Below are 26,129 nucleotides of genomic sequence, written 5' to 3' on the forward strand. Positions count from 1 at the left end.
ATGCCAGGCGCGCTTTCCGGCACAACGCCCGTCACCGTGGCGGGCGGCGGCAGTTGGGGTACGGCCCTGGCCCACCTGCTGGCCGCGCGCGGCCTGCCCGTGACCCTTTGGCTGAGAGATGCGGATGTGGCCCGCGCCATCAACCTGCGCCACGAAAATCCGCGCTATCTGCCGGGCCTGGCCCTGGACGCCCGTCTGACAGCCGACACGAACCCCACCGCCCTTGACCGCCCCTGGCTGGTGCTGGCCGTGCCCGCCCAACAGTTGCGGGGCTGGCTGACCGAGCGCAAAAAGCATTTTCAGCCCGGTCTGGTGCTGGTCAACGCGGCCAAGGGGCTGGAAACCGGCAGCCTCTCCACCTGCGAAACAGTGACCGCCGAGGCGCTGGCCGGGCTTGAACCCCGCTACGCGGCGCTCTCCGGCCCTTCTTTCGCGGCGGAAGTTTTGCGGGGCCTGCCCACGGCCGTGGTGCTGGCCGCGCGCGACGAAACTCTGGGCCGCTCCCTGCGGGAGCTGTTCTCCGGCCCGGCCTTTCGCTGCTATTCCAGCACGGATGTCACCGGCGTGGAGATGGGCGGCGCGCTCAAGAACGTCATGGCCATCGCCGCCGGCGTTTGTGACGGACTGGGCCTGGGCCACAACAGCCGGGCCGCCCTGATCACGCGGGGCCTGGCCGAGATGAGCCGCCTGGGCGTGGCCTGCGGAGCCAGCCGGGGCACCTTCATGGGGCTGTCCGGCCTGGGCGACCTCACCCTGACCTGCGCCGGCGACCTTTCGCGCAACCGCCAGGTGGGTCTGCGACTGGGCCGCGGCGAACGTCTGGATGCCATCACCCACAGCCTTGGCATGGTGGCCGAGGGCGTCAAAACCACCGCCGCCGTGCATGCGCTGGCCCTGCGGCTGGGCATTGACGCGCCCATCACCGCCGCCATGCATGCCGTCCTTTACGAGAAACGCCCTCCGCGCGAAGCTCTCAAAAGCCTGATGAGCCGTGGTCTGCGCGAGGAATAGGCCGCCGCGCGCAGCGAAAAAATTTTCAGGCTTGCGCCTGGACATGAAGTAGGATATTGACAGAACATTAGAGAGGAATTTTTTCACAAATGACCGTCGCTTGCCGGCGGTCTCGTGCGAAATTCCATCCGCCGTGGCGACGCATATCGACCCGGACCGCAATGCCGGACAGGCGCATGCGATCCGGATGATCCACAAATCACGGGGCGTGTATGACATCACCACTGTTCATGGCTGGCGGCTCCTGGCCGCCTCTGCTGCTCGGCGCGGTTCTTTTGCTGTTTGCCACGGTCAAAGCCGTGCAGGAACGCAATGATCCGCGCCGCCTGATTCTCTGGGGCGCGCTGCACGACGCGGGCATAGCCTGCATGGCGATGACCGCGCAAACGGCTCTGGGCCTGACAGGTCTGTGGCTGTTCATCATCTTCCAGCTTTCGACCAGGCTGCTGGCGCTGGCCGCGCTGGCGCGCCTTGCGCCCGCCGCCACTCTGGACGGCCTGCGCGGCGCGGGCCGCCGGCAGCCCTGGGCCGGGGCGCTCTTCGGTCTGGGCCTGCTGGCCGCCGTGGGCGGTTCGCCCTTCCTCCTGCCCGAAGCGCGCGCGCTCATTGTTCAGGCCCTGCTGGAATCCGCCCCGGCCGGCGGCATGTTCTGCCTGCTGCTGATGGCGGCGGCCACCACGGTATTCATCTGGCTGTATGTGGACGCCACGCGCCGCGTATGCCTGGAAGCCCCCGCTGCGGAAGACGCGCAGGACGCGCCGCCAGCGCGCCCCGCCCTCGGCGGGCTGCCGCTTCCGCTGCTGGGCCTGGGTCTGCTGACGGCGGCCCTGGGGCTGCTGCGCGGCCCCCTGACCGACGCCGTGGGCGGGCACTTTGGCCTGACGGTTCTGCATGCGCCCGCGCATCCGGCCTACTGGTGTTTCTATGTGGGCGCGTTCGTCGCCGGGCTGGCCTTTCTGCTGCGCCTGCGCGCGGCGCCGCAGATCGCGGCCCTGTTCTCGGCCCTGGCCTTCGCAGCGGTTTGCGTCGTGCCCGCGCCGCCTCTGGCGCGGCTTTTCCTGGTGATGATCACTCTGGTGGCCCTGGTGGTCAGCGTCTACTCCCTGAGCTACATTCACGGCGACCGCAAGGGCTGGTACTGGTTCTTCCTGCTGCTGACCTTCGCCTCTCTGGCGGGCATCGTCTCCACGCCGGATACGGCGGCCATGTATGGCTACTGGGAGTTGATGACCTTTGCCTCATACTTTCTGGTGGTTCACGAGGGGCGGCGCACGGCCTATGAAGCCGGCCTCAAATACTATGTGATGTGCGCGGGCGGCGCGTTGTTCATGCTGCCCGGCCTGTTCATTCTCGGCGTCTTTTCCGCCGCGCCGCTGGCGGCCTTTCACTTTCCGTTCTGGTTCCAGGCGGCGCTGGCGCTCTGCCTGGCGGGCTTTGGCGTCAAGGCCGGTCTGGCGCCCCTGCACTCCTGGCTGCCCGACGCCCACCCCGCCGCGCCCTCCTCGGTGTCCGCCCCCTTGTCGGGCATCATCACCAAGATGGGCATATTCGGCATCGTCAGCGTGATCATCATGGGCGTGGGCCAGGCCGCCGGCGAAATGCGCGGCATGTTCGGCCTGTCCTGGTTCGGCGCGGGCCTCACCGGCATGGGCGCGGCCACCCTGATTTACGGCGAACTCATGGCCCTGCGCCAGGAAGACATCAAGCGCATGCTGGCCTACTCCACCCTGGGGCAGATCGGCGAAATCGCGCTGGTGCTGGGCCTGGGCACATGGCTGGCCACGACCGGGGCGCTCTGGCACATGTTCAATCACGCCGTAATGAAAGACCTGCTCTTTTTGGGCGCTGGCGCGCTGATCATGCGCGCCGGCAGCCGCAACCTCGCCGACCTGCGCGGCCTGGGCCGCCATATGCCCTGGACGGTGGCCTGCATGGCCGTGGGCCTGGTGAGCATCATGGGCCTGCCGCCCTTCGGCGCGTTCTATGGCAAATTCCTGATGATTCAGGCCGCTGTGGAGGCCGGCCAGATATGGCTGGCGGCCCTGATTCTGGCGGCCTCGCTGGTAGGGGCCGTGTACTACACCCGCATTCTGAAAACCCTGGTTTTTGAAAAGCGGCCGGATCACCTGCCCCAGGTGGAAGAGGCCCCCTTCACCATGCGCCTGGGCCTGCTGGTTCTGGCGATCGTCAGCCTGCTGCTGGGCCTCTTCCCGCAGGCGCTCGTGCCTCTGGTGCTGCCTGTGGCCTCGCTCTGCTACCCGCCCGCCGCGGACGTGCCGCAGATTATCGCGGCCATAAACGTCTCCTGGCCCGTTTATGTGCTGCTGCCCGTGTTCGGCGCGGCGCTTCCGGCCCTGTTCGCGAGCTGCCGCAAGATGGCGGGCTGGACCAGCGTGGGCGTACTGCTGCTGACGGCCCTGCTGGTGGCTCTCTTCGGGCGAAATCTGGACACGCTCTCCTTCTCCTTCGCCCTGATCGTGCCCCTGCTGGGCGCGGTGAACATGGCCTACGCCGTGGGCTACATGGAGCACAGTCACAGCCAGTGGCGCTTTTACTGCGCCTTCACCTGCATGTGCGGCGGCCTTGTCGGCATGGCGTCCAGCCAGTACCTGTTGAGCTTCTTCCTGTTCTGGGAAATCATGAGTTCCTGGAGTCTGTATATGGCCATCGCCCATGAGGGCGACAAGGGTTCGCTGCGCGAAGCCTTCAAGTACTTCCTTTTCAATCTGCTGGGCGCGGGCTTCCTCTTTGTGGGGGTCTGCGTGCTGGGGCCCTTCACGCCCTTCAACACGGGCCTGCTGACCGGGCTCGTTCCGAACCTGCCGTCGGGCGCCGCCTGGCTGGGCATGGCCCTGCTGGCCGCCGGCTTTGTGATGAAGGCCGCCCAACTGCCCTTCCGCATTGACTGGCAGATGCACCCGGCGCTGGCCCCCACGCCGGTATCCGGCTACATCTCTTCCGTGCTGCTGAAAAGCGCGCTCATCGGCCTGATCAAGCTCTTTATGCTGCTGGGCGGCGGTTTCGCCCTGGCGGGCATTCTGGGCGGCTTTGAACAGAGCGTGATCAGCACCGCGGTCATGTGGATCGGCGGCGTCACCATCATCATGGCCGCCGTGCAGGCCCTGAGAACCAACGGCGTCAAGCTGATCTTCATCTACTCCACCGTGAGCCAGCTTGGCTATATGGTGCTGGCCGTGGCCGCAGGCGGGGCTTTGGGCTACGCGGGCGGCATGCTGCACCTTATCAACCATGTCTTCTTCAAAGACCTGCTCTTCCTGATCTGCGGGGCGGTGATGTTCGCCACACATCGGGAAAGCCTGGACGATCTGGGCGGCATAGGGCGCAAGATGCCCTTCACGCTCTTCATGTTCGCCATCGCGGGCCTGTCCGTGGTGGGCGTGCCGCCCACCAGCGGGTTCTCCTCCAAATGGCTGATCTACCACGCCCTGATGCAGGCCGGCCAGCCCTTCCTGGCGCTGCTTTCCCTGGTGGGCAGCGTGCTGACCCTGGCCTATATCGCCAAGTTCCTGCACGCGGCCTTTTTGGGCCAGCCCGCTCCAGACCTGGATCATGTGCATGAAGCACCCAAGGTCATGCGCGCGACCATGGGCATTCTGGCCGCCGGTTGCGTGCTGACGGGCGTCTTCCCGGGACTGGCCCTTCTGCCCATCAACAGCGTGCTGGGCGAATACGGACTGGAACCCCTCAATGTGGGCCTTTCCGGCGTGCTTTCCGGGCCGGGCGCATGGAACGCCACAGGCATGTTCGTGATGGCGGCCCTGGCCTTCCTGACGGGCGGCTGGTTTGTGCGCCGCTTCACGCGCCTGCGTGAAATCGACGTGCACGCCTGCGGCCTGCCGCCGGAAATCGCCGCCAGCCGCATGACGCCCTCCAGCATTTACGGCGATCTGACGCGCCTGCTGGGCTGGCGCGCATCCAAGGAGAACCGCTGATGAGCGACACCCTGTTTGCCATTCTGCATATGTGCGTCTTTCCGGGCGGGGTTTTTGCCCTGGCTGTGGGATTCTTCTTCAAGGGCCTGGACCGGCGGGTGGAAGCCCGCCTCCAGCGCCGCGTGGGGCCGCCGCTGATCCAGCCCTGGCTGGACATCGCCAAGCTGCTGACCAAGGAGACCTTGATTCCGAAAACCGCCTGCCGTTCGGCCTTTCTGCTGGCGCCGGTCTTCGGCTTTACGGGCATGGCCGTGTGCGCGGCCTTCATTCCGGTGCCGGGGGTGTTCAATGGCCTGTTCAACATGGGCGACCTGCTGGTGCTTTTCTATTTGCTGCCCATTCCGGCCATGGCGCTGATGCTGGGCGGCTCGGCTTCCAGTTCGCCTTTCGGCGCGGTGGGCTTTTCGCGTGAAATGCTGCTGATGCTGGCGTATGAAACTCCGCTGCTGATGATTCTGCTGGCGGTGGCCATGCTGGTGGGCAAGGGCATTTCCGGCGGCGACTGGGGGGCGGAGTTTTCTCTGCTCAAAATTGTGGCCTGGCAGCAGCACAGCGGCTCTCTGGGCTTCAACCCGGCCATGATTCCGGCATTGCTGGCCTACCTGATCTTTCTGCCCGGCACTATGGGCGTGGCCCCCTTCGACATCCCGGAGGCGGAAACGGAAATCATCGAAGGCCCCCTGCTGGAGTACGGCGGCCCGCTGCTGGCGCTGTTTCAGGTGGCGGCGGCGCTGAAGACCTTTGTGGTGCTGGGTCTGGGGGTGGCGCTTTTCTTTCCCGGCACTATATGTGAATGGTGGCCGGTAAATCTGCTCTGGTTCGTGCTCAAGTGTCTGGGGCTGATGCTGGTGTCTCTGACCCTGGTCAAGTCGGCCACCGGGCGTTTTCGCATTGATCAGGCCTTCCGCTTTTATGTGACGGTGCCCACGGCGCTTGCGCTGTGCAGTCTGATTCTGGTCTGGGTGATGTAAGGAGGCCACTGTGGCTTTGGACAACATGCTCAAAAAACTTTCCGTGCGCTCGCCGTGGCTGTTCCGGATCAACGCCGGCTCCTGCAACGGTTGCGACGTGGAACTGGCCACCACGGCCTGCATTCCGCGCTATGACGTGGAACGCCTTGGCTGTAAATACTGCGGCAGCCCCCGACATGCGGACATCGTGCTGATCACCGGCCCGCTGACCACCAGGGTGCGCGACCGTGTGCTGCGGGTCTGGCATGAAATTCCCGAACCCAAGGTCACCGTTGCCGTGGGCATCTGCCCCATTTCCGGCGGCGTCTTCCGCGAGGGTTATTCCATTGAGGGGCCTCTTGACCGCTATCTGCCGGTAGACCTCAATGTGCCCGGCTGCCCGCCGCGCCCCCAGGCCATTCTGGAAGGCGTGGTGCTGGCCCGCTCCATCTGGCTCAAAAAACTGGGTCTGGAGGAATAAATGGCAGCGCTGCGGCACGCTTTGCGCATGGTTCGCGCGCGACTGCGGGCGGCGTCGACCGACAGCGGGCATACCTGCCTGCGTTGCGGCGTCTGTCATCATGTTTGCGGCCTGCTGGGGCGACAAAAGCCCCGTAACGACGCCAAGGCTCTGGAGGAATAATATGGCGGGCTTTCTGAAAGTTCTGTTCCGCAATCTGCTGGAGGGCCCGAGCACCGATCCCTTCCCGCTGGGCGAAACCTTCACTCCGGCGCGTCTGCGCGGCCGGGCCAAAGTGGATCCCAACCTTTGCGTGGGCTGCGGCGTCTGCCGTCACGTCTGCGCGGCCGGGGCCATCAACATCGCCCAGCTGCCGGACGGCGGCGGCTACACCATCACCATCTGGCAGAATTCCTGCTGTCTGTGCGCCTCCTGCCGGCATTACTGCCCCACCGGGGCCATGAGCATCAGCGACGACTGGCATTCGGCCCACCCGGAAAAGGACAAGTTTGACCGCCTGGAGCAGCATACCATCAAGTATGAGCCCTGCGCCCACTGCGGCACGCTGATGCGGCCCATTCCGGCGCGTCTGGCCCAGCGCCTTTACGCCAAGAATCCGGACATCGACCCGGAGCTGATCCGCCATCTCTGTCCCAAATGCCGCCAGATCGAAGACGCCAAGCGCAATGCCTGCCGCCTGCCTTCGCCCCCGGAGGAGAAGCCGGAAGAGCGCGTGACGTCAGCCGCGCCCACCAGGGAATAAGAGACGAGCGGAAACCACAAAGGATACGCCATGCAAGACACAATCCGGGGCGACGCGCGGGTCATTGGGGGCATTACGCCCTTCTGCGCCGAAAGCGACGCCATCCATCACAGCATCGACAGTTACGGCAACGCCTTTCACTGGTTCCGGCTGGACACGCCGCGCCTGCTGACGCGGGCCGCCGCCGTTCTGCACACGGCCGGGGCCCGCCTGGCTATGGTTACTGCGTACAACCGCCGCCAGTTGAGCGAACCCATGCAGGAAATCTGCTACCATTTCGAGCTGCAGGGCACTGTCTACAATCTTACGGTGACGCTCAACGGCCAATGGCCCACCGTGCCTTCCATTACCCCGCTGTTTGCCAATGCCGACTGGCACGAACGCGAAATGATGGAGCTGTACGGCATTCAGGTTACGGATCATCCCAATCCGCGCCGTCTCTTTCTGGACGAAGAGCTGGACGCGGGCATTCTCAACGAGGCCGTGCCCCTGTCCATCATGATGAACGGGGCCTGCACCACGGATCTCTGGGAGCGCATTCTGAAAGACAAGGAGAAGCGGCCATGAGCAGCACCTTCACCATGCCTCTGGGGCCGGTGCATGTAGCCCTGGAAGAGCCGGTCTACTTCAATCTCACGGTGGAAGGCGAAACGGTGCGGCGCGTGGAGCTGACCTCGGGCCATGTGCACCGCGGCATGGAGGCCATGGCCACCCAGCGCAACCTGATCATGAACACCACGCTTACCGAGCGGGTCTGTTCTCTCTGCTCCAACAGCCATTCCTTCACCTACTGCATGTCTGTGGAAAACGTGCTGGGCATCTCCATCCCAGAGCGGGCGCGCTATCTGCGGGTGCTGGCTGAAGAAATCAAGCGTGTGGCCTCGCATCTTTTCAATACCGCCATTCAGGCCCACATCATCGGCTTCAAGTCCCTGTTCATGCACGTCATGGAAGTGCGTGAAATGATGCAGGACGTGAAGGAGACGGTCTACGGCAACCGCATGAACCTGGCCTCCAACTGCATTGGCGGCGTCAAATGCGATGTGGATCGCGAACTGCTGGGCTACATTCTGGACATGGTCGCCAAGATGGAACCGGCGGTGGATGAAATTCGCGAAATATACGCCACCAACGGCATGGTGCTGGCCCGCACCAGGGGCATGGGCCTGCTGCCCAGGGCCGACGCGTTGCGCCTGGGCGTGGTTGGCCCGGTGGCGCGCGGTTCCGGCGTGCATATTGACGTGCGCAAGGATTCTCCGTACGCGGCCTACCCTGATCTGGAATTTGAAAGCATCGTTGCCGACGGCTGCGACATTCACGCCCGAACAATGGTGCGCCTGAACGAAATTTTTGAATCCTTCAAGCTGATCCGCCAGTGCTGCCGGCGCGCGCCCGACGGCCCTGTGACCGCGCCCATGCGCCAGATTCGCACGGCCGAGGCCTGCGCCCGCACCGAAGCGCCGCGCGGCGAGGTGTTTTACTACATCCGCACCAACGGCACGGAAATGCCCGCGCGCCTCAAATGGCGCGTGCCCTCGTACATGAACTGGGAGGCCCTGGGCGTGATGATGCGCGACTGCAAGGTGGCGGACGTGGCGCTGATCACCAACAGCATTGACCCCTGCGTCTCCTGCACGGAGCGGTAAGGGACGCATGCACGAGGCCAGTCTGGTTCAGGGCCTTCTGGACATAGCCCTGAACGCCGTGGAGAAGCACAATAGCGCCCATCCCGGCCAGCGCGTCGCGCGGATTCAGGAAATTGTCTGTGAACTGGGGCTGATTGCCTGTGTGGAGGCCCGAACCCTGACCGCCTGTTTTGAACTTTTTGCCGAAGGCACATTGGCCGAGGGCGCGACGCTCACGCTGAACACGCCCCCCCTGGCCTGCCGTTGCGAAAGCTGCGGCCACACTTTCAGTCTGACGCAACGCCGCTTCATCTGCCCGGCCTGCGGCGGCGAAAACATCCATTTCAGCGGAGGGCACGGGCTTACGCTCCAGTCCCTGCGCGTTGAATCCGAGGAAACGGACCATGATTGAACACATCCAGGTCATACCCGACAAGTGCCGCGCCTGCCGCCGTTGTGAAGTGGCCTGCATCGCGGCCCACCACGGCATGTCTTTCAAGGAGGCCATGAAGCACCGGGACGTGCTGGTTTCGCGCGTGCAGGTTGTCAAGGCCGAGGGCTTCAAAACCACGGTGCGTTGTCATCAGTGCGACCCCGCGCCCTGCTGCAACGTCTGCCCCACCGGCGCGCTGCAGCAGGAGGAAGACGGCCGCATCACCATGCGCGTGCAATTCTGCGTGGCCTGTAAAATGTGTATTGCGGCCTGCCCCTATGGCACCATTTCCCTGGACACTATCGGCATGCCCGATCTGAGCGGCGACGACGCGGAAACCATCGCCCAGCGCGCCCGCCGGGAAGTTGCCGTGCGCTGCGACATGTGTCGCGCCTGGCGCGAGGAAAACGGCAAAAAAATCACCGCCTGCATGGAGGCCTGCCCGGCGCACGCCCTGTCCATGGTGGAGCCGGACGGCACGGTGGTTGAAGCGCCGCTGCCTGAGAAAAAGGCCGCTGTGGAAGCCAAGGAAAAGCCTCAGGAAAAGCCGGCGGAATAAGCCCGCACAAAATGTTTGCGGCGGTTGCCGCTTGCCATGCCTGCACGCGCGCGGCCTGACACGCGGGTTCCGTGGCAGCGCGCGCTTTATGGCGTGGCGTCGTCCGGCGCGGCGTCAGCGCGCCCGCTCTCCGGCAGGCTGTTTTTATCCAGCTGCCAGCGTGTCAGCCCGTTAAAAATGCAGCGCCGGGCGTCCTTGGTCAGGCTGTAAAGGCCGGCCAGGGTTTCGGCCATGCCGCTGCGCGCGGTGCGCCCGGCCGAAGGGCAGGCATTGGACCAGACCGGCAGGGCCCATTGTCTGGCGGCCTTCAGGATGAACTTTTTTTCCACCAGCAGCAAAGGCCGGATCAGATACAGCCCGCCGCTGAAAAAGGGTTCGCACATGCTCATGCCGTCCACCCTGCCGTTGCGGCAGAGATTCATGAAAAACGTCTCCACCAGGTCTTCGGCGTTGTGCCCCAGCGCCAGATGCGTCAGGCCATAACGCGCGCAAAGCTCAAAGAGGCGCTTGCGCCTCAGCCAGGCGCAACGAAAACAGGCTGAACGGCGCAGATTTTCCTCTGAATGAGCGCGCGGCCCGAATGCGGTCACCTCCAGATGGGCGGCAATGCCTTCGCGGGCCAGCCAGGGCAGAAGAGCCGCATGGCCGCGCGGGTCAAAGCCGGGGTTGAGGTGCAGGGCCATAAGCTCAAAACGAAAGGGCACTATGCCCTGACGAATTTTCAGAGTCTTGAGCAGCACGAAACTGTCCACCCCGCCGGATACCGCCACGCCCACCCGACAGCCGGGCCAGAGCATGCCGGTTTTCTGCATGGCCTTGCCCGCGCTTTTGACGCAGACCTCCTGAGCAAAAGAACGTTTTTCGCGGCTCACGGGCGTTTCTCCGGCAGGCTGGGGCCAGCGCGGAGCATGGCCCGCTTTTTTTCCGCGTTTTTGACGGGCGACGTGACGCGCGCCCCCCCTGGCGGGCAGGGGAAACGAAACAGACAAACGACAGGCATGGCCCCTCCCGAAGCGCGCCGTACAGGACGGCGGCCGATGGTTCTTGACAGATTTACCCCATCCCTCTATCATATCTTGTTTCAGCAGGCAAAGTTCTGCATTCAGGCGCATACGCCCGCCCGCCCTCTTTACAACAGGCCGGGCGGCATTATTTTCAACCGGCTTATCCCGCTTATCCCGGAACGGAGGTCGGCGCGTCAAGGCCGGCCGGACACGGAGGCAGCATGGCCCGTATTACTGTGGAAGATTGTCAGGAACGCGTGGACAACCGATTTCTGCTGGTGCAGATGGCCATCAAGCGCGTGCGTCAGTACCGCGAGGGCTATGAGGCCCTGGTGGAGACGCGCAACAAGGAGGTTGTCACCGCCCTGCGTGAAATCGCGGCCGGCAAGGTCATGCCGGATGACAAAAGCCTGTACAATCCGCTGCCCGAAGGGCAGAAAGCGCCCGATACCGAGGGTTAGAGCATTTTCGCATTGGGCCTGACTATGCGGCGCGCCACGCTGCCGTCAGCGTGGCGCGCCCATGCGCCCTGGCTTTGACATTGATTTTGCACAAGGCCAATGCTGGTTGCTCCGGGGCCCGCCGATACTCTCGAATTTTTGTTTGCCAGCAAGGCGGGCGCGCCCGCGCTGAGGGTTGCGCCCTTCTGGCGCTCAACCCCAAAAAACAAGCGAAATCCGACGCCTCGCACGGGCAAAGAGGAACAATGGCGCGAATTTCCCTGTCCCCCGGCCCGTGACGCGGGCCGGGGGACAGGCGTCAGCGTGGGCGGTTTCGCCCCACCGATACACATGCAAGAGCACCGAAAACCATGATGCAGCGCGACTATTACGAAGTTTTGAACGTCAGCCGTACCGCCGGAGAGGATGAAATCAAGCGCGCCTACCGGAAAATGGCCCTGAAGTATCATCCAGATCACAACCCCGGCGACGCCGAGGCCGAACAGCGCTTCAAGGAGGCCGCCGAAGCCTATGACGTGCTGCGTGACCCGGATAAACGCGCCCGTTACGACCGCTTCGGCCATGCGGGTGTACAGGGCGGCGGCGGGGGCTTCGGCAGCACCGAGGATATCTTTGCCCATTTCAGCGATATTTTCGGCGACCTCTTCGGTTTTTCCTCAGCCTCGCGCGGCCCGCGCGCCATGGCCGGCGCGGATCTGCGCTACAATCTGACGGTCAGCTTTGAACAGGCGGCCAAGGGCGATGAAATTACCCTGTCCCTGCCCAAGCACGTCACCTGCCCGGACTGCAAGGGCAGCGGCGCAGCGCCCGGCAGCAAGGTGGAAAGCTGCCGCCAGTGCAACGGCACGGGCCAGGTGCGCCGTTCACAGGGCTTTTTCCAGATCGCCATGCCCTGTCCAGTCTGCCAGGGCACGGGACAGATGATCGCCAAGCCCTGCGCCAAGTGCCGGGGCGAGGGCATTGTCACCGACACGCGGGAACTGGTGGTGCGCGTGCCCGCGGGCGTTGATACCGGCACCCGCCTGCGTGTGCGCGGCGAGGGGGAAGCCGGCGTGCACGGCGGCCCCCCCGGCGATTTGTATGTGGCGCTCACGGTGGAGCAGGACAAACGCTGGCAGCGCCAGGGGCAGGATCTGATTTACAGCCAGGAAGTCAGCTTTGTGCAGGCCGCTCTGGGGCACAAAGTGGAAGTGCCGGGCATTGACGGCAACTTGCCCCTGGAAATTCCCAAAGGCGTGCAAAGCGGCACATTGCTGCGCCTCTCCGGCGAGGGCCTGCCCTACCCCGGCCGCAAGCAGCGCGGCGACCTTCTGGTGGAAATCAAGGTGCTTACCCCCACCCGCCTTTCCGCCAGGCAGGAAGAGCTGTTGCGTGAATTTGAAAAAGCCGGAGAGCAGACCCCCCTGGAAAAGGTTAAAAAGGCCGCCAAAAAAATCGGCAAGGCCATGGGGCTGGATTAGGCTCAGACCTCATTAAAAAAGACGTTACGGCTTTTGTCTGTCGGTACAAAGGGAGCGCGCGCCGGCTCGCCGCCGAAGCGACGTCAAGGGCGGGGCTGTCGCCACAGCGCCCCCAAAAAACAGGCCTTTTTGCGCTGACAAGAAAAAGGGCGATTTTTGGAGGGAGTGCGCTCATGCACATGACCGACAAAAATCGCACAGTGACGCGCCAGCGCCAAACAGACCGTTTTTGACGACTTGCGGCGGAACACAACCGGCAACACCCAACAGTGCATTACTCGCGCGTCTAATTGCAAAAAGTCAGAGTCAGGCAAAGGCCGCTCTGCCCGGGCGGCCTTTGCGACACCTGAAACATGCCTGTCTCAGACGGCGGGTTCCGCGCCGGGCGCGACGCCCGCTTCCTGGGCCGGCTCCACAGGCTTGAGCGAGTGCATGTTGATCTGGGCCGGGCCTTCGACGCCCTGGGGCACCTGAATGCCAATACGCGCCTTGTGATTGATGACAATGGGCCCGGTAAGATTGAGCGTGGCCTTTTCCGGCTCCCCGGCGGGAATGGCCACCGTCACCAGAATGGCCGCGTCTTCCATCCGTTCGATCTGAAGCAGCTTTTGCTCCGCCTCGCCCAGCATGACCGGATAAGATTGCAGAAAGCTGTAAGGATCAGCCACCAGCAGACCCACCTGCGGCTTGTTCACGCTTTGCAGGATAAGCAGCGGCGCTTCGGGCCGGATCTGAAGCAGAATAAAATCCCGCTCGTCCTCAAAGCCGGCCAGGCCGCGCGGAAAACGGATCACTTTTTCGGCGTCGATGCAGCGCCGCCCGAGACGGGTGTCGATCTCTATTTCTTTGTTTCGTGCCATAATTCAGCAGCCACCATGAAATCTTCATTGCTTGTCGCCAGCGCCCGGCGGTTCTCTTCAATAACCCGCTCGTAAACCTCTTCGCGATAGACCGTGGTGTCGCCGGGCACCTCCAGGCCGAGCTTGACCTGTTTGCCCTGCATACCCAGAACGGTTATGCGTATATTCTCGCCCAGATACAGGCTCTCGCCGGGGCGTCGCGTCAATATCAGCATGGCGTATCCATTACACTATACATAGTTGGCGAGGCTCAGTTGCATGATCATGGATGAAGACTGAAGCACCGTCTGATAGGTGAGCTGTTGCCGGGTGAGCTTGGTCAGCAATTCAGTCAAATCTATGTCTTCAGTATAGCTCAATCGTTCCTGTTGGTCCAGCTTCTGAAAACTGAGCACATCCGAGGCCATTTCCAGACGGTTGGACAGCCCCCCCAGGCGGGTGGATTCGGCAAGCACCGTTTCATGCGCCTTTTCCAGAGCGGCCAGGGTTTTCTGACAGCCTTCCTGATTATTGCCTTCAAGATAACCGATGAAATTGCCCACCACCTCAAAAAGGTTGTTGTCGCCTTCAATGGAAGGCTTGCCCTGATAGTAGCCGCCGAAAATATCCTTGCCCACTCCGTTTACGGAAATATAGGTATCCTTGAATATCTCGTAATTCAGGTCGGCGCGGGAGGGATGAATCAGCACCTGCGCGCCGGCCGGCACTGTGGAGCCGCCGGCGGCCGCTGTGGCGTCCATATCCAGATAACCGCCGGGCACGGGCAGGCGCACCGTGTCGCCGCCTGTGGTCTGCCCCCTGGCGGTGACCCAGGTGGAACCGCCGTCCGTGCTGTAGGACCAGGTAAATTCATCGCCCACAGCAGCCAGGTTCACATCGCTGTCCATACGCACCAGCACATTCTTGCTGAAAGCGCCGCTGGCCGAAGCCGTGAGCCCCTGCTGGCCGCCCATGATGGTCATTTCCGGCGGCGGATCCTTGTCGTCGCCCTGGTACACGGCCGTGGGGCGAACATAAAGCAGGGTGCCGTTTTTGGCTCCCGGCCCCGCGTCCACATCAGCCGCGCTGACCGGCCTGTCCTGGTTCAGGGTCACAACGACGCCGTCGGCCTCCAGCTCATACGTCTGCGGGGGGCCGGCGTTAACGCGCACCTGTCCGTCCTGCCAGGTTTCGCCGCCGTCTCTGGACCAGCGGTAGGTGGCGGGGTCGCTCAGGCTGCCGTTGCTGGTGAACTGGATCAGCGTGGTCGTGTCCGCGGCGCCCTGAATAGTGTAGTCGCCCTGATTGATCGTCGCCGACCAGTTATCGTCCCAGCTGCTCAGGGCCAGCCCCTCCTCAAAGGCGTTGCTGTCGTATCTGTGCCCGGCGAACAGGCTTTTGCCCTCAAATTCCGTATTGGAATAGTTGAGCAGCTGGCCAAAGTACTGCCGGGCCTGATCGGCCATGATTTCGCGCTCAGCGGCGGTGTATGTGCCGGTGGAAGCCTGCTCGGCCAGGCTTTTGAGGCCCGTGATGGCCGTGGACACCTTGCTGCCCAGAATATCCATGCCCAGGTCTATCCAGCCCTTGGCCGTATCCACGTTGGTCTGGTACTGGGCGGTGGCGTTCAGGTCGTCACGGGCGGTAAGCACGCGATAGGTTCCGGCGGGATCGTCCGAGGGGCGGTTGATCTTTTTCTGGGTGGAGCCCTGCTCGTTGCTCTCCATATAGGCCGCCAGATTTCTCTGCATCTGGCCGACCATGTCGCTGTACATCATGCGCTGAGTGATGCGGATAGCCATACGCCCTCCCCTCGCGCCTACTGCTTGAGGCCGAGCAGGGTTTGCAGCATCTGGTCGGCGGTGGTGATCAGCTTGGCCGCCGCCGTGTAGGAGTGCTGGAACTTGATCAGGTTGCTCATTTCCTCATCCATGTTCACGCCCGACACCGAGGCTGTGCGCTCGGCCAGATCATCGGTCAGCGCGCCGTGGTATTCGGCGTTGGTTTTGGAAAGCCGGCGGTCAGCGCCCACGGTGGTGACCAGATTGGCGTAATACTGGGAGATGCTCTGGTTGTCCACAGTCTTCCAAAGCGTGGAGATGGTAACGGTTTTGTCGGCCAGCTTGCCTATCTCCGTGGCGGTGGCGTTGTCGCCCGCATTGGCCTGATGCTGACCGTTGACCTGCCCCGAAGCGATCAGATTGGTATTGCTGTGCACCTGGCTGTTCACCGCCAGATTGGAGGCATTGTCGCCGCTGAAAAAGGTATTGATGCCCAGGGCGGCCATCAGGCCCGTGCTGTCCACGCCCATGCCGAACTGCACATCCGCGCCCGGCGTGGTTTCAATGATCAGCTTGCCGTCCTGGATGCTGGCGTTGAGCGGCGTGACCACAGTGCCGTCAGTCTTGGTGACGCTCATGTTGTTGATGACGTCGCGCACGTTTTCCAGAGAATGGTGCGCGGGGTCAAAATTCACGCTTCCCGGAGGGTTGATGCCCGAAAAGTCCAGCATTTCGGATTCCAGATAGTCGCCGGTGGTCTTGTCGTAAAAATGAAAATTGACGTTGCCCGCCTGAAGCCTGTCTGAAAAGGGCAGAATGGCCTGAGCCGACCCCAGGGCCTGGCTGGCGTCCTCCACCTTCTGCTGGCCCTGTGCGTAATCCAGCATGCTCAGCCCCGTGCCCTGACTGTGGATGCGGTTCACCTCCCAGATCAGGGAGGAAGCCACGGCGTTGAGCTCGTCCATGTAGCGGCCGCAGTTGTCGTCGCGGATATTGTAGTACGCGGCCAGCTTGCCGCCGGTAAGCCGGTTCTGGTTGTCGGTGCCGTCAAAACGAACCTGCGGCGTGATGTTCTGCGGGCCGTGCGTGGGCTCAATCCAGTACAGGCCGCTCTTGGGCACTATGTCAAACTTGTCGCCGGCATGAAAATCAGTCGGACTGGTAAAGGAAATTTTCAGATCCTTGACCAGAACCGGGTCAACACTGCCATCTCCGTCATTGTCTGTAATGTCGAAATGCAGTTCCTGACCATTCTCGTCGCGCAGCCAGGTTTTGCCGCCGTCCAGAGAAACGCGGAACTGCGGCGGCGGCACGTCGCCCACATCGCCGCCAGTGACGATGTCCACCGTATATTCATGGCTGTCCGAGCCGTCGTACTTGACGGTTCCCGTATAGGCGGAATTGCCCATGACCCGGTCTTCAACCTGCGGCCCCATGACCCGCAGCTCATAGCTGGTCAGCTCGTCCACCAGGGGTTGCCCTGTGGTCAGCTGTACCCGAAAATCGCCCTTGCCGTTGTCGATGGTCTCCACATCGGCCAGGGTGGCCAGCTCGCGCACCAGTTGGTCGCGCTTGTCCAGCAGACTGTTGGGATTGCTGATGCCGTCCACGGTATTGGCGGTGATCTGCCGATTGAGGTCCGCGATGGATTTGGCGATATCGTTGATGCGATCCACGGTCTGGCCGATGGAGACATCCATTTCATTCTGGATGGCCTTGATGCCGTCCATCGTGCTGCCGAACATGTCGCTGAGATTGTCGGCATACGAAAGCAGACTCTCGCGGGTGGCCGTATCGTCCGGGCGCAGGGCCAGATCCTGCCAGGCGGTGAAAAATGCGTTCAGCGACGAGCTGAGGCCCGCGCGGTTGGACTCGTTGAAGATGTTCTCCAGCGAGGTCATAATGGTGTCCTGCTCGTCCCAGCGCGCGGAATTGGTGGACTGGCGCACATAAGAGCGTTCCAGAAAGGCGTCAAAAAAACGCATGATCTGCTGGGCGTTGACCCCCAGCCCCTGCGCGCCCGGCTTGGTCGCCGTAAGGCCGCCCGCGTCGCGCTGATCCACATACTGACGCGAGTAGCCTTCGGTATCCACATTGGCAAGGTTGTTGCCCGTGACCGAAATCCAGGCCTGGGAAGCGTTGAGGGCCGACTGGCCGATATTGAGCAGACCATTGAGCATGGCTTAGAGTCTCCCGGAAATGATGGCCGCCTGCGGATGGGCCTCAGGGCGCATGCCGCCCCTGCGGCCGTAAGTTTCCGCCCTGGGCGGCATGGCCTTGCTGGTCAGGGCCTGCAAGGTGCGGCTGCTCTGGTCCAGCAGCGCCAGCGAAAGCTGGGCGTTGCGCGATGCCTGGCGCGAAACCTGCTGTTCATAGGCGTCCACGGCGTGAAACAGCTCAAGCAGCGCCCCGCCCCGGGCCTCCGGCAGGGAGCGGGCGTATTCCGCTACGCGCACGCCGTTCAGCGCCCTGATGACCACGGCCTTTTCCACAGCCAGCTGGCGTATCAATTCCTGAATGGAAAACTCCTGCGCCACCACGCCATCCGTATCCCGCGACAGCAGAATGCGGTATTCCTCTTCCAGAAGATCGCGCAGCAGGGCAAGCGCCTTGTCCTGGCGGGACAAACTTTCCTGAATTATCTGGTACATAACGCCTCGCTTGGCCTTGAGAATCAGGGCGGCGGCCCGTCAGCGCCTTGCCGCGCCTCGGGCAGAAAGTGCCGCCCGACCTCAATCAAGCAAAATTCATGCCGTTTAGCCGCGCAAATCTCCGGCCGTCAGCGGCGGAATGCTGAATGAAGCCGCCGGGCCGCCGCCTGTCGCGCCTTGTTCCGCCGCCGACCGCGCGGTAAGCGGCGGCACGGCCTGCCCCGTGGCGGGCGCGGCATGGCCCTGGGCGCCCTGGCTCTGGGCCTGGGCCGCGTGGTAGGCGGCCAGTCCGGCGCCGGCGCGGCTGCCCGGTCCCGTGCCGTCCGCATTCAGGGTGCGGATCAGGTTTTGGCTGCGCCGGCCGCGTCCCTTTTGCGGAATATTGGTGGTATAGCGCACCGTGCGGTTCTGCGGGGCGGCCTCGGCGTTCCGGGCCTGCGTCTGCTCCTGATTTTGCGCCTGCGAACGGTTCTGGGCCGAAGAGGCGTCGGCCACGGCCTGTGTGGACAGCGTGGCCGCCTGAATGGCCGCGGCCGCAAGCGGGCTTTCCCCCGCGCCGGCAACCCGCGGCGGCACGGTGCTGGCGGCGGTCGCGCCCTGTTCCGCAACGGCGGGCCGTTCCACATTTTTGCCGGGCTGCCTCAAATGCCGCAGCGGGGGGCGCACGGCGTTGGGGCCAAGCTTGTCCCCAGCCTCGCGCTGGGCCATCCGGGCCAGTTCCAGACCGGAAAGGCCGTCCTGCCGCGCGCCGGCCGCCTTCTCCCGTGCGGGCGGGTTCAGCGCCTGCCGGGCGCGCAGAGCGGCCAAAGCCCGCTCCACTTCGGGATTGCTCAATATTTCGGCGTCCTGCTGGCCGCTTGTGGTACGCGCGGCCTCGGCCCGCGCCGCCGGAGCGCCAGCCGGATCATTGCCCTCCGCCACGCCTGTTTGCGGCGCAACGCCGTCATAGACGGAAGTTGCGACGCGTCCCGCATCAGCCGTCCGCCCCGTGGCGGACGCGCCGTTTGCGTCAGCCGCAACGCGCCCTTCCGCCGCCGGAGTCGCGGGCGTTTCCGGCAGAAGAGGCGCCGCCGAAGGCGTGAAGACCGCAGCGCGGCCAGGCCCAGCCGCGCTGCGGCTGGCGGAGACCAGATTGCGCGAAAGCTGTTCATACATCATATCCGCCAGACCGATGCCGCCGGCGGACGTCATTTTTTTGGACAGCTCCTGGTCATACATGTCCTGCCAGAACTGCTCTTCGCGTCCGTGCAGCAGGCCGTTCCTGGGCAGGGTATTGCGCATCTCCTGCCACATTTTCTGAATGAAGACCGATTCAAAGCCCTCGCAGGCTTCGCGCAATTTTTTGGCCTTGGCCTCAGGCGAAAGCCTTTTGCCGCGCAGGTCGCCCAGGCCGGCAAGCCGGGCCTGGAGATCGCGCCGTGAACTTTCGTTGGGCGCGCTTTCCGGCGCAATCATGGCCGAAACGGCATTGAAGGGCGCCGTCATCTCAGATCACCTCCAGTTCCGCATGCAATGAGCCCGAAACCTGCAGGCTGCGCAGGATGGAAATAAGGTCGCGGGGCGTGGCGCCGATGGCGTTCAGACCGTCCACCAGCTCTTGCAGGGTGGCCCCCTCCACCATTACCAGACGGCGATTCTCTTCGCGCACGTTGATATCCGTCTGCGGCGTGACCACTGTCTGCCCCTGCGAGAAGGGGCCGGGCTGCGAAACCTGCTCGTCTTCCCGCACGGTAATCTGAAGGTTGCCATGAGCCACGGCGGCGCGCGAAATGCGCACATCCCGGCCCAGCACCACGGTTCCGGTCTTTTCATCCACCACCACCTTGGCGGCGGTGTCCGGCGTCACTTCCAGGTTTTCCACCGAGGCCATCAACGGCACCAGGTTGTTTCTGTACTGCGGGGGCACATCCATGCTCACGCTCATGGAGTCCACGGCGCGGGCGTAAGGGCCGCCCATGGCCGCGTTGAGCCTCTCGGCAATCTGCTGGGCTGTGGAAAAATCGCCTACCCGCATATTCAGGGTCAGCTTGTCCTGCTGGTTGAACTCAAAGGGGATGGCCCGCTCCACAATGCCGCCGCCGGGGATCAGGCCCACGGTATTGACGTTCTTCTGGGCGCTTGCGGCCGCGCCCGAAACGGAAAAGCCGCCCACGGTCAGCGCGCCCTGCGCCAGGCAGTAGGTCTTGCCGTCCACGCCCTTGAGCGCGGTCTGCAAAAGCACGCCGCCCAGCAGCGAAGTGGCGTCGCCCACCGAGGATACGGTCACGTCCAGACGGCTGCCCGGCTTGGAGGATACCGGCATGCGCGCCGTAACCATGACCGAGGCCACGTTCTTGATCTTCAGGGCCGAGGAATTCACGCCGACGCCCATGCGATCCATCATGTTTTTCATGGAACTCAGGGTGAATACGGAATCTTTTTTGTCGCCGGTGCCGGCCAGGCCCACCACCAGGCCGTAGCCGATCAGCTGGTTGTCCCGCACGCCTGAGAAGGTGGCTATATCCTTGATGCGCACGGCCTGGGCGGGCAAAGCCCAGCACAGCAGCAAGGCCGCTACGGTCAGCCAGAGAACATAATGGCGGGTAATCGTCAATTTCATGGCGCATGCTCCTTGCCGGAGAACCGGCACAACCCATTATGCAGGAAGCATGCCTGAGCATGAAAAAAGCCGCCCCCTTGCGGAAGCGGCGAAATATGCGGGCACAGACCGAAGACGCCCAAAAGCGCGCCCCGGATATGCGGGCTATATCTGAAAAAGCCCCGGCTCTTCCCGAATCAGGCTGGCCGCGATGAGCCGGCTGTCGGGCCTGTAGGCGCCGTCGGCCACCTGAATGCGCAGGGATTCCACCTTGTCGGCGCGCACGTCAGGCGTATTTTGCGCGGTACGGCGGGCCTCGGTCAGCAAGAGGGCGTCCTGGGACACGCTCACCGTGTCGCCGCGCGCGGCATCGCTTTCGGCGCTTTCCGCCCTGTTCCGGCCACGCGCCTCGCCGCTCTTTCCCAACTCGGCGGCATAGGGTTCCGGCAAGGAAGCTGTCGTATTCTGAATTTCCATACTTCGTGCTCTCTGTCTGTCCGGCGCGGGATGCCCCGCTATTGACCGGACGGCTTTTCCAGCATGCTCTGGTCGACCTTCTGGCGCGTGATGCGCCAGAGCGCATGCCGCGTGCGGCGCTGCTCCTCTTCGCTCAAGGCGCGCGGCCCGTCGGGGCCTTCGCCCACAATGCGCAGCCTGCCGCCCGGCGGATAGGTGAACTGCACGTCCTGCCCCACAGCCTGCCCCAGCTCCTGACGAATTTCCTCCACCACCGGATTGTCGCTGCCGGTGAAGATCAGGCTGTCATACAGCTCTTGCGCCACTTTTTCCACATAGGCGCGGCGCTTGATGGACGGGTCGGGGTCTTGCGGTTCCCGCCCCTCGGCCAGAAGCCGGCGCACCCGGAAACGCGCCAGCCGGCGGGCCGCAAGCAATTGCTGCTCATAGCTTTGCAGCATGATGCGCATTTGCGTGGTGCTCGTCTCGCTCATGGCGTTTTCCGTCCCTGTTGTCTTTTTTCGACCTCTCGCCGGGAAACTTTAGACTTTTTTTATGTTTTTGGGCGATGCGGCGTCATATTTAATATAACATACTGAAATATATACAATATTTATTCATCTCGCCCGCCGGGCAGCGGCCCGCGCCAGGCTTTCCCCGCCCCGCCAGTATCAAGACTATCGGAAGAAAAGGCAAGGTCGGAACAGCCAGGAAACAGCGTTCGGGCCGGCGCGCCTCAACGCCGGTTGCGGGCCAGCACAAAACCCGCCGCCATCAGATTGAACAGGCCGAAAATGATCAGGTCGGCGCGCATGCCGCGCATAAAGCCGTCTATGTTGGCGATGCTCACGGCCTCCTGGCCCAGAAACAGGCTCAGGGTCAGGGTGATGATCACCATATTGCAAAGTTGCCCGCCGGTGCGCACGGCCCCGGTGAGGCCGGAGGCCTGCCCCACATGATCCGGCCCGGCGCTTTCCAGAATGATGGTGGTATTGGGCAGCGCGAACAGGCTCATGCCCACGCCCAGCAGGCATTGCGCGCCCAGCATCAGGCCCAGGTGCGAATCCAGCTGCAGAAAACCCGTCGCCATGAGTCCCAGACCGCAAAGGGCCACGCCCACGGCGCAGACATGGCCGGGGTTCCACCTGTTGCAGAGGCGCGCGGCCAGCGGCGTGGTCAGGGCCTGCATCACGGATTGCAGGGCCAGAAAAAAACCGGCCTGCCGCACGCTCATGCCGCGCCCCACCTGCAGATAGAGACTGAAAAAAAACAGCATGCCAAAAAAGGAACTGTAATTGACAAAGGCCGCCAGCGAAGAGAGGGCAAAAACCCGGTTGCGGGCCAGCAGGCGCAGATCCAGCAGAGGGTAGCGGCTTTTCAGCTCCAGCAGGCAAAAGACGACCAGCAAGAGCGCAAAGGCCCCCAGCAGGCTCCAGGCCAACGCCGGATTCCGGGCCAGCTCCGACGCGCCAAGGGTCAGGGCGGCCATGGCGCCGCCGTAAACGACGCAGCCGGGCCAGTCGAACGGCTGGCCCCTGGCCGTGCGCCATTCCAGCCTGACGCGGCATTTCATCAGCAAAAACGCGCCCGCGACAGCCAGAGCGTTACCCCAGAACAGCCAGCGCCAGCCCAGACAGCCGGCGATAAGCCCCGCCACCGGCGGGCCGCAGGCAATGCCCGCATAGACCGCCGCGCCGCTGATGCCCAGATAGGCGGCGCGTTGGCCCGGCGGAGCCGCCGAGGCCAGCAGGGCCAGCCCGCTGGCGTTGAACATGGCCCCGCCCATGCCCTGCACAAAGCGCAACATTAAAAAGAGCGACGTGGATTCAACACAGCCCAGCAGCGCCCCGGCCAGGGCGAACACGCCCGCGCCCCAGAGCCAGACGCGGCGGCGGCCGCAAATGTCGCCCAGACTGCCCGATGTCAGTTGAAAAACCGCCAGCCCCAGCGAATAGAAGGCCCCCACCAGACCAAGCTGGCGGGCGCTGGCGTGCAGGCTTTCGCCCAGGGGCGGCAGCACCGCGTTGACCCCGGCCAGCATGAACGGCATGAAAAACAGCGCCGTGCAGACGGCCAGCAGAAGACTGCGGTGTTCTTTTTCAATAGGCATGGCGCGGGATATAGCGCCAGCGGCGGCAACGGTCAACAGCCGCCCGTGGCGGGTTCTGACCGCCGCATGCCCGCTTCCTCGGCGATGCGCAGGCAGAGATCGCCCTTGTTCAGGGTATACAGGTGAATGCCGGGCGCGCCGCAATCCAGCAAGCGGCGTATCTGGCGCACGGCAAAGTCCAGTCCCGCGTCGCGCACGGCCTCGGCCCCGCCCTTGCGGTCGGCCTCCTCCAGGCTGAGGTAAAGCTTGCCCGGGATGTTGGCCCCGCACAACGAGAGCACCCGGCGCAGAGAATCGAAGCTCTGAATGGGCAGAATGCCCGGCACCACGGGCGTGTCCAGGCCCCTGGCCCGCAAGTCCGCCACCAGGGCTTCGTATTCGCGCACATCAAAGAAAAGCTGGCTCACGGCAAAGCCCGCCCCGGCGCGCAGCTTGTCCGCCGTGTGACGGCGATCCAGGGCAAAAGAGGGAGATTCGGGATGCGGCGCGGGATACACGGCCACGCCGATGCCCATATCCGGCTGGCGCTCGCGCGTAAAGGCCACCAGATCGACCGCGTGCTGAAAATAACCCTCTTTCCAGTCCCAGCGCCCGTCCATGGGAGGGTCGCCGCGCAGAGCCAGCACATTATCCACGCCGACGGCGCGCAAGTCCTTCAGAAAGACGGCGATGCTCTCGGGATCGGCCCCCACGCAGGTCAGATGGGCCATCGTTGTAAAACCGCGCCGCGCCAGTTCGGCGGTGACCGCCAGGGTGTTGCGCCGCCGCGCTCCCCCCGCGCCGTAGGTGACGGACGCAAACAGGGGATGGAGCGCGCGCAGTTGCTCCACTGTGGCGTAAAAGGACGGCAAATCCGCCTCAGCCGAGGGGGGAAAAAATTCCAGAGAAAAAAAAGGCCCTGTGGCGGCCTGAATCAGCGAACTTATCTGCATGTTCCGCTCCTTGCGCAGAGCCCGGCCCGTGGGGCCGTTTCGTGGCGTTGTGACAGTGAATATTGGTTATGTATATATCAAGATAAGCTGATATGTCAATGCCCCCGCGCGTTCCCGGCCTTGCCAAATGCCGGGCTTGGTCGTAAGGGAACAACATGCGCACGCTTTTTGAAGCAACAAACCGCTGTGCCGGCCGCATCGCAGCGCCGCTTGCACCGGCTTCAGCTCGGCCCCGCCCCCTCCCCCCCCGCGCCCGCCGCCGCGCGCTCGCGCAAGCCCTGATGCTGCTCTGCTGGCTGCTGCCGGCGGCAACCGTGAGCGCGGAGCACAGCCCGGCGGCGGCTCCGGACACGACGACAGACCTGCCGCCGGAAGACGCGGCGGAGCAGGCCCGCCCGTCGCCCGCTTCCGGGGCGGATAACGCCCCGCTTGCGCCGGCGGGGCGACACGGCGTGAACCCGGAAGGGCAACCGGCCTGGACAGAGCTGGAACCCGGCCTGGCTTTCGGCGAATTTCAGCTCGACGACAGCGAGGCCAGGCTCACGGCATTGCGCATTGACCCCGCCCGCTTCGACTTTCTGCTCTGCGCCAGCTCCCAGGATGGCCGCCCGGCCCGCGCCCTGGGCGACTGGGGCGAACAGTATGATCTCGCGGCCGCCATCAACGCCAGCATGTATCTGCCCGACGGCAGCACCAGCACCGGCTACATGCGCCAGGGCGAGCATCTCAACAACAAGCGCCTGGCGCAGCGTTTCGGCGCGTTTTTCGTGGCCGGGCCCGACAGCCCTGACCTGCCCCCCGCGGCCATTCTGGATCGGGACAATGCCGACTGGCGGCGGCTGATCGACCGCTATGCCCTGGTAGTCCAGAACTATCGGATGATCAGCGCCGAACGGCGCATCCTCTGGGCCCCGGGCGGGCCGCACTATTCCATATCCGCCGTGGCCCAGGACGGCGGCGGCCGGATTCTCTTTCTGCACTGCCGCGCGCCCGTGGAGGCGTACGCCTTTGCCCAGCAGTTGCTGCACCTGCCCCTGGACGTGCGCACGGTCATGTATGTGGAAGGCGGGGCCCAGGCCGGCCTGCTGGTGCGTTCCGCCTCGCTCAGGCGTGAGCTGGCCGGCAGCCATGCGCCCTCGTTTCTGGTGACCGGCAATCTCAAGGCACTTCTGCCCAATGTGCTGGGCGCGCGCCGCAAGGCCGCGAACGCCCCCGCGCCCCCGGCCGGCCGGCCCGCTTCTTCACATCAGTAAAATAGCCCTGAACAGCGCTTTACAAAAAAGCGTTTTTGCTCCAGACTCCATATGGGTATTTCGGTGAATGAATCCCCAGGGAACGCCGCCGAAAGACTTTCCAGCGGGCCACGCCCGCCGGCAGGTGTGCCGATTCGCCCCCTTGTGCGGGCCGGACAGCCTTTGCCCCATACGATTTTATGACATAGTGAGGATTATCATGCCGAATCAACTGGAAATCTATAAATGCCCCCATTGCGGCAACATTGTTGAAGTGCTGCACGGCGGCGGAGCCGAACTCGTCTGCTGTGGCGAAGCCATGAAGCTGATGAAAGAAGGCGCCACCGACGGCGCGCTGGAAAAGCATGTGCCGGTGATTGAAAAAGTGGACGACGGCTACAAGGTCAAGGTGGGCGGCGCGCCCCACCCCATGGAAGAAAAGCATTATATTGAATGGATCGAACTGCTGGCCGACGGCAGAAGCTATACCAAGTTCCTCAAGCCCGGCGACGCGCCCGAAGCCTTTTTCAAGGTTGACGCCGCCAGGGTGACCGCCCGTGAATACTGCAATCTGCACGGGCTCTGGAAGGCTGAAAACTAGAGCTTCTCTCGCTGTCGGCAGAGCATTTTCAATGTGAAAATGCTCTGATATCGCCTGCGCGGCGCGTCCGCGCTTATCATAAAGGAGAACCCTGATGCAGAAATACGTCTGTGGCGTTTGCGGCTATGAATATGATCCGGCGGAACATGACAACGTGCCCTTTGATCAGCTGCCTGATGACTGGGTCTGCCCGGTCTGCGGCGTGAGCAAGGACCAGTTCACCCCCGCCTAGGGCAAAGGCGCCCTGAACCTCTGATTGAGGTCTGTATT

At 63.6% G+C, this 26,129-nt stretch carries 27 protein-coding genes; 15 read left to right on the forward strand and 12 right to left on the reverse strand.

Features of this window, described 5'->3' with window-relative positions:
* The 10 genes from ACQRA4_RS02705 (at window position 1) to ACQRA4_RS02750 (ending at window position 9,754) form a co-directional block, all read left to right on the forward strand.
* Complete coding sequence (locus ACQRA4_RS02705; protein WP_427821540.1) at window positions 1-1,011, forward strand: NAD(P)H-dependent glycerol-3-phosphate dehydrogenase; 1,011 nt, start codon at window positions 1-3, stop codon at window positions 1,009-1,011.
* 212 nt (window positions 1,012-1,223) lie between these two features.
* The gene (locus ACQRA4_RS02710) at window positions 1,224-4,964 is read left to right on the forward strand and encodes a complex I subunit 5 family protein (RefSeq protein WP_427821541.1); all 3,741 of its coding nucleotides are present in this window, start codon (window positions 1,224-1,226) and stop codon (window positions 4,962-4,964) included.
* Complete coding sequence (locus ACQRA4_RS02715; RefSeq protein ID WP_427821542.1) at window positions 4,964-5,935, forward strand: respiratory chain complex I subunit 1 family protein; 972 nt, start codon at window positions 4,964-4,966, stop codon at window positions 5,933-5,935. The genes ACQRA4_RS02710 and ACQRA4_RS02715 overlap by 1 nt, the downstream gene beginning before the upstream one ends.
* Window positions 5,936-5,960: 25 nt before the next feature.
* Window positions 5,961-6,395, forward strand: coding sequence for an NADH-quinone oxidoreductase subunit B family protein (locus ACQRA4_RS02720; protein WP_427821628.1), 435 nt, complete (start codon window positions 5,961-5,963; stop codon window positions 6,393-6,395).
* Entirely contained in the window at window positions 6,396-6,557 is a 162-nt protein-coding gene (locus tag ACQRA4_RS02725) for a hypothetical protein (protein ID WP_427821543.1), read from the forward strand.
* A 1-nt stretch (window position 6,558) separates the two neighbouring features.
* Window positions 6,559-7,137: a 4Fe-4S binding protein gene (locus ACQRA4_RS02730; protein WP_427821544.1), complete on the forward strand. Its 579-nt coding sequence runs from the start codon at window positions 6,559-6,561 to the stop codon at window positions 7,135-7,137.
* Between the two features lie 30 nt (window positions 7,138-7,167).
* On the forward strand, window positions 7,168-7,704 hold the full coding sequence (locus tag ACQRA4_RS02735) for an NADH-quinone oxidoreductase subunit C (protein ID WP_427821545.1): 537 nt from the start codon (window positions 7,168-7,170) through the stop codon (window positions 7,702-7,704).
* Complete coding sequence (locus ACQRA4_RS02740) at window positions 7,701-8,783, forward strand: nickel-dependent hydrogenase large subunit (protein WP_427821546.1); 1,083 nt, start codon at window positions 7,701-7,703, stop codon at window positions 8,781-8,783. The genes ACQRA4_RS02735 and ACQRA4_RS02740 overlap by 4 nt, the downstream gene beginning before the upstream one ends.
* A gap of 7 nt (window positions 8,784-8,790) precedes the next feature.
* The gene (locus tag ACQRA4_RS02745) at window positions 8,791-9,174 is read left to right on the forward strand and encodes a hydrogenase maturation nickel metallochaperone HypA (RefSeq protein WP_427821547.1); all 384 of its coding nucleotides are present in this window, start codon (window positions 8,791-8,793) and stop codon (window positions 9,172-9,174) included.
* Window positions 9,167-9,754: a 4Fe-4S dicluster domain-containing protein gene (locus ACQRA4_RS02750; RefSeq protein ID WP_427821548.1), complete on the forward strand. Its 588-nt coding sequence runs from the start codon at window positions 9,167-9,169 to the stop codon at window positions 9,752-9,754. Before ACQRA4_RS02745 ends, ACQRA4_RS02750 begins: the two co-directional genes overlap by 8 nt.
* Before the next feature lie 86 nt (window positions 9,755-9,840).
* On the opposite strand, the gene ACQRA4_RS02755 is transcribed toward ACQRA4_RS02750, so the two are convergent.
* Window positions 9,841-10,626: a tRNA lysidine(34) synthetase gene (locus tag ACQRA4_RS02755; protein WP_427821549.1), complete on the reverse strand. Its 786-nt coding sequence runs from the start codon at window positions 10,624-10,626 to the stop codon at window positions 9,841-9,843.
* 353 nt (window positions 10,627-10,979) lie between these two features.
* Between ACQRA4_RS02755 and rpoZ the strand changes: the two genes are divergently transcribed.
* Both rpoZ and dnaJ read left to right on the forward strand, forming a co-directional pair.
* Window positions 10,980-11,219: a DNA-directed RNA polymerase subunit omega gene (gene rpoZ, locus ACQRA4_RS02760; protein ID WP_427821550.1), complete on the forward strand. Its 240-nt coding sequence runs from the start codon at window positions 10,980-10,982 to the stop codon at window positions 11,217-11,219.
* Window positions 11,220-11,569: 350 nt separating this feature from the next.
* Window positions 11,570-12,679, forward strand: a complete 1,110-nt coding sequence (gene dnaJ, locus ACQRA4_RS02765; RefSeq protein WP_427821551.1) for a molecular chaperone DnaJ — start codon at window positions 11,570-11,572, stop codon at window positions 12,677-12,679.
* Between the two features lie 362 nt (window positions 12,680-13,041).
* Here dnaJ and fliW read toward each other — a convergent pair whose 3' ends face one another.
* The 11 genes from fliW to ACQRA4_RS02820 all read right to left on the reverse strand — a co-directional run bounded on the left by fliW (window position 13,042) and on the right by ACQRA4_RS02820 (window position 24,026).
* Window positions 13,042-13,539: a flagellar assembly protein FliW gene (fliW, locus tag ACQRA4_RS02770; protein WP_427821552.1), complete on the reverse strand. Its 498-nt coding sequence runs from the start codon at window positions 13,537-13,539 to the stop codon at window positions 13,042-13,044.
* On the reverse strand, window positions 13,518-13,754 hold the full coding sequence (csrA, locus tag ACQRA4_RS02775; protein ID WP_427821553.1) for a carbon storage regulator CsrA: 237 nt from the start codon (window positions 13,752-13,754) through the stop codon (window positions 13,518-13,520). Before csrA ends, fliW begins: the two co-directional genes overlap by 22 nt.
* Before the next feature lie 15 nt (window positions 13,755-13,769).
* Entirely contained in the window at window positions 13,770-15,320 is a 1,551-nt protein-coding gene (locus ACQRA4_RS02780) for a flagellar hook protein (protein ID WP_427821554.1), read from the reverse strand.
* A 17-nt stretch (window positions 15,321-15,337) separates the two neighbouring features.
* Complete coding sequence (gene flgK / locus ACQRA4_RS02785; protein ID WP_427821555.1) at window positions 15,338-17,479, reverse strand: flagellar hook-associated protein FlgK; 2,142 nt, start codon at window positions 17,477-17,479, stop codon at window positions 15,338-15,340.
* Window positions 17,480-17,482: 3 nt separating this feature from the next.
* Window positions 17,483-17,950, reverse strand: coding sequence for a flagellar protein FlgN (locus tag ACQRA4_RS02790; protein ID WP_427821556.1), 468 nt, complete (start codon window positions 17,948-17,950; stop codon window positions 17,483-17,485).
* Window positions 17,951-18,055: 105 nt separating this feature from the next.
* Entirely contained in the window at window positions 18,056-19,435 is a 1,380-nt protein-coding gene (locus tag ACQRA4_RS02795) for a rod-binding protein (RefSeq protein WP_427821557.1), read from the reverse strand.
* Between the two features lies 1 nt (window position 19,436).
* Window positions 19,437-20,549, reverse strand: a complete 1,113-nt coding sequence (locus ACQRA4_RS02800; protein WP_427821558.1) for a flagellar basal body P-ring protein FlgI — start codon at window positions 20,547-20,549, stop codon at window positions 19,437-19,439.
* Window positions 20,550-20,693: 144 nt separating this feature from the next.
* On the reverse strand, window positions 20,694-21,005 hold the full coding sequence (gene flgM / locus ACQRA4_RS02805) for a flagellar biosynthesis anti-sigma factor FlgM (protein WP_427821559.1): 312 nt from the start codon (window positions 21,003-21,005) through the stop codon (window positions 20,694-20,696).
* Between the two features lie 38 nt (window positions 21,006-21,043).
* Window positions 21,044-21,478 carry a DVU0524 family FlgM-associated protein gene (locus ACQRA4_RS02810; RefSeq protein ID WP_427821560.1) on the reverse strand — a complete coding sequence of 145 codons (435 nt, stop codon included), beginning with the start codon at window positions 21,476-21,478 and terminating at the stop codon, window positions 21,044-21,046.
* 242 nt (window positions 21,479-21,720) lie between these two features.
* Entirely contained in the window at window positions 21,721-23,094 is a 1,374-nt protein-coding gene (locus ACQRA4_RS02815) for an MFS transporter (RefSeq protein WP_427821561.1), read from the reverse strand.
* Window positions 23,095-23,126: 32 nt separating this feature from the next.
* Window positions 23,127-24,026 (reverse strand): methylenetetrahydrofolate reductase, encoded by a 900-nt coding sequence (locus tag ACQRA4_RS02820; RefSeq protein ID WP_427821562.1) that lies wholly within the window; start codon window positions 24,024-24,026, stop codon window positions 23,127-23,129.
* 281 nt (window positions 24,027-24,307) lie between these two features.
* On the opposite strand from ACQRA4_RS02820, the gene ACQRA4_RS02825 reads away from it, so the two are divergent.
* From ACQRA4_RS02825 to ACQRA4_RS02835, 3 genes are all read left to right on the forward strand, one after another.
* A complete protein-coding gene (locus tag ACQRA4_RS02825) occupies window positions 24,308-25,279 on the forward strand; it encodes a phosphodiester glycosidase family protein (protein WP_427821563.1) in 972 nt (323 codons plus the stop codon).
* A 199-nt stretch (window positions 25,280-25,478) separates the two neighbouring features.
* Window positions 25,479-25,859, forward strand: a complete 381-nt coding sequence (locus ACQRA4_RS02830) for a desulfoferrodoxin (RefSeq protein WP_427821564.1) — start codon at window positions 25,479-25,481, stop codon at window positions 25,857-25,859.
* A gap of 94 nt (window positions 25,860-25,953) precedes the next feature.
* Window positions 25,954-26,091: a rubredoxin gene (locus tag ACQRA4_RS02835; protein WP_427821565.1), complete on the forward strand. Its 138-nt coding sequence runs from the start codon at window positions 25,954-25,956 to the stop codon at window positions 26,089-26,091.
* The last annotated feature ends 38 nt before the right edge of the window (window positions 26,092-26,129 follow it).

Source organism: Desulfovibrio sp. SGI.169 (assembly GCF_050313595.1).
GTDB lineage: Bacteria > Desulfobacterota > Desulfovibrionia > Desulfovibrionales > Desulfovibrionaceae > Desulfovibrio.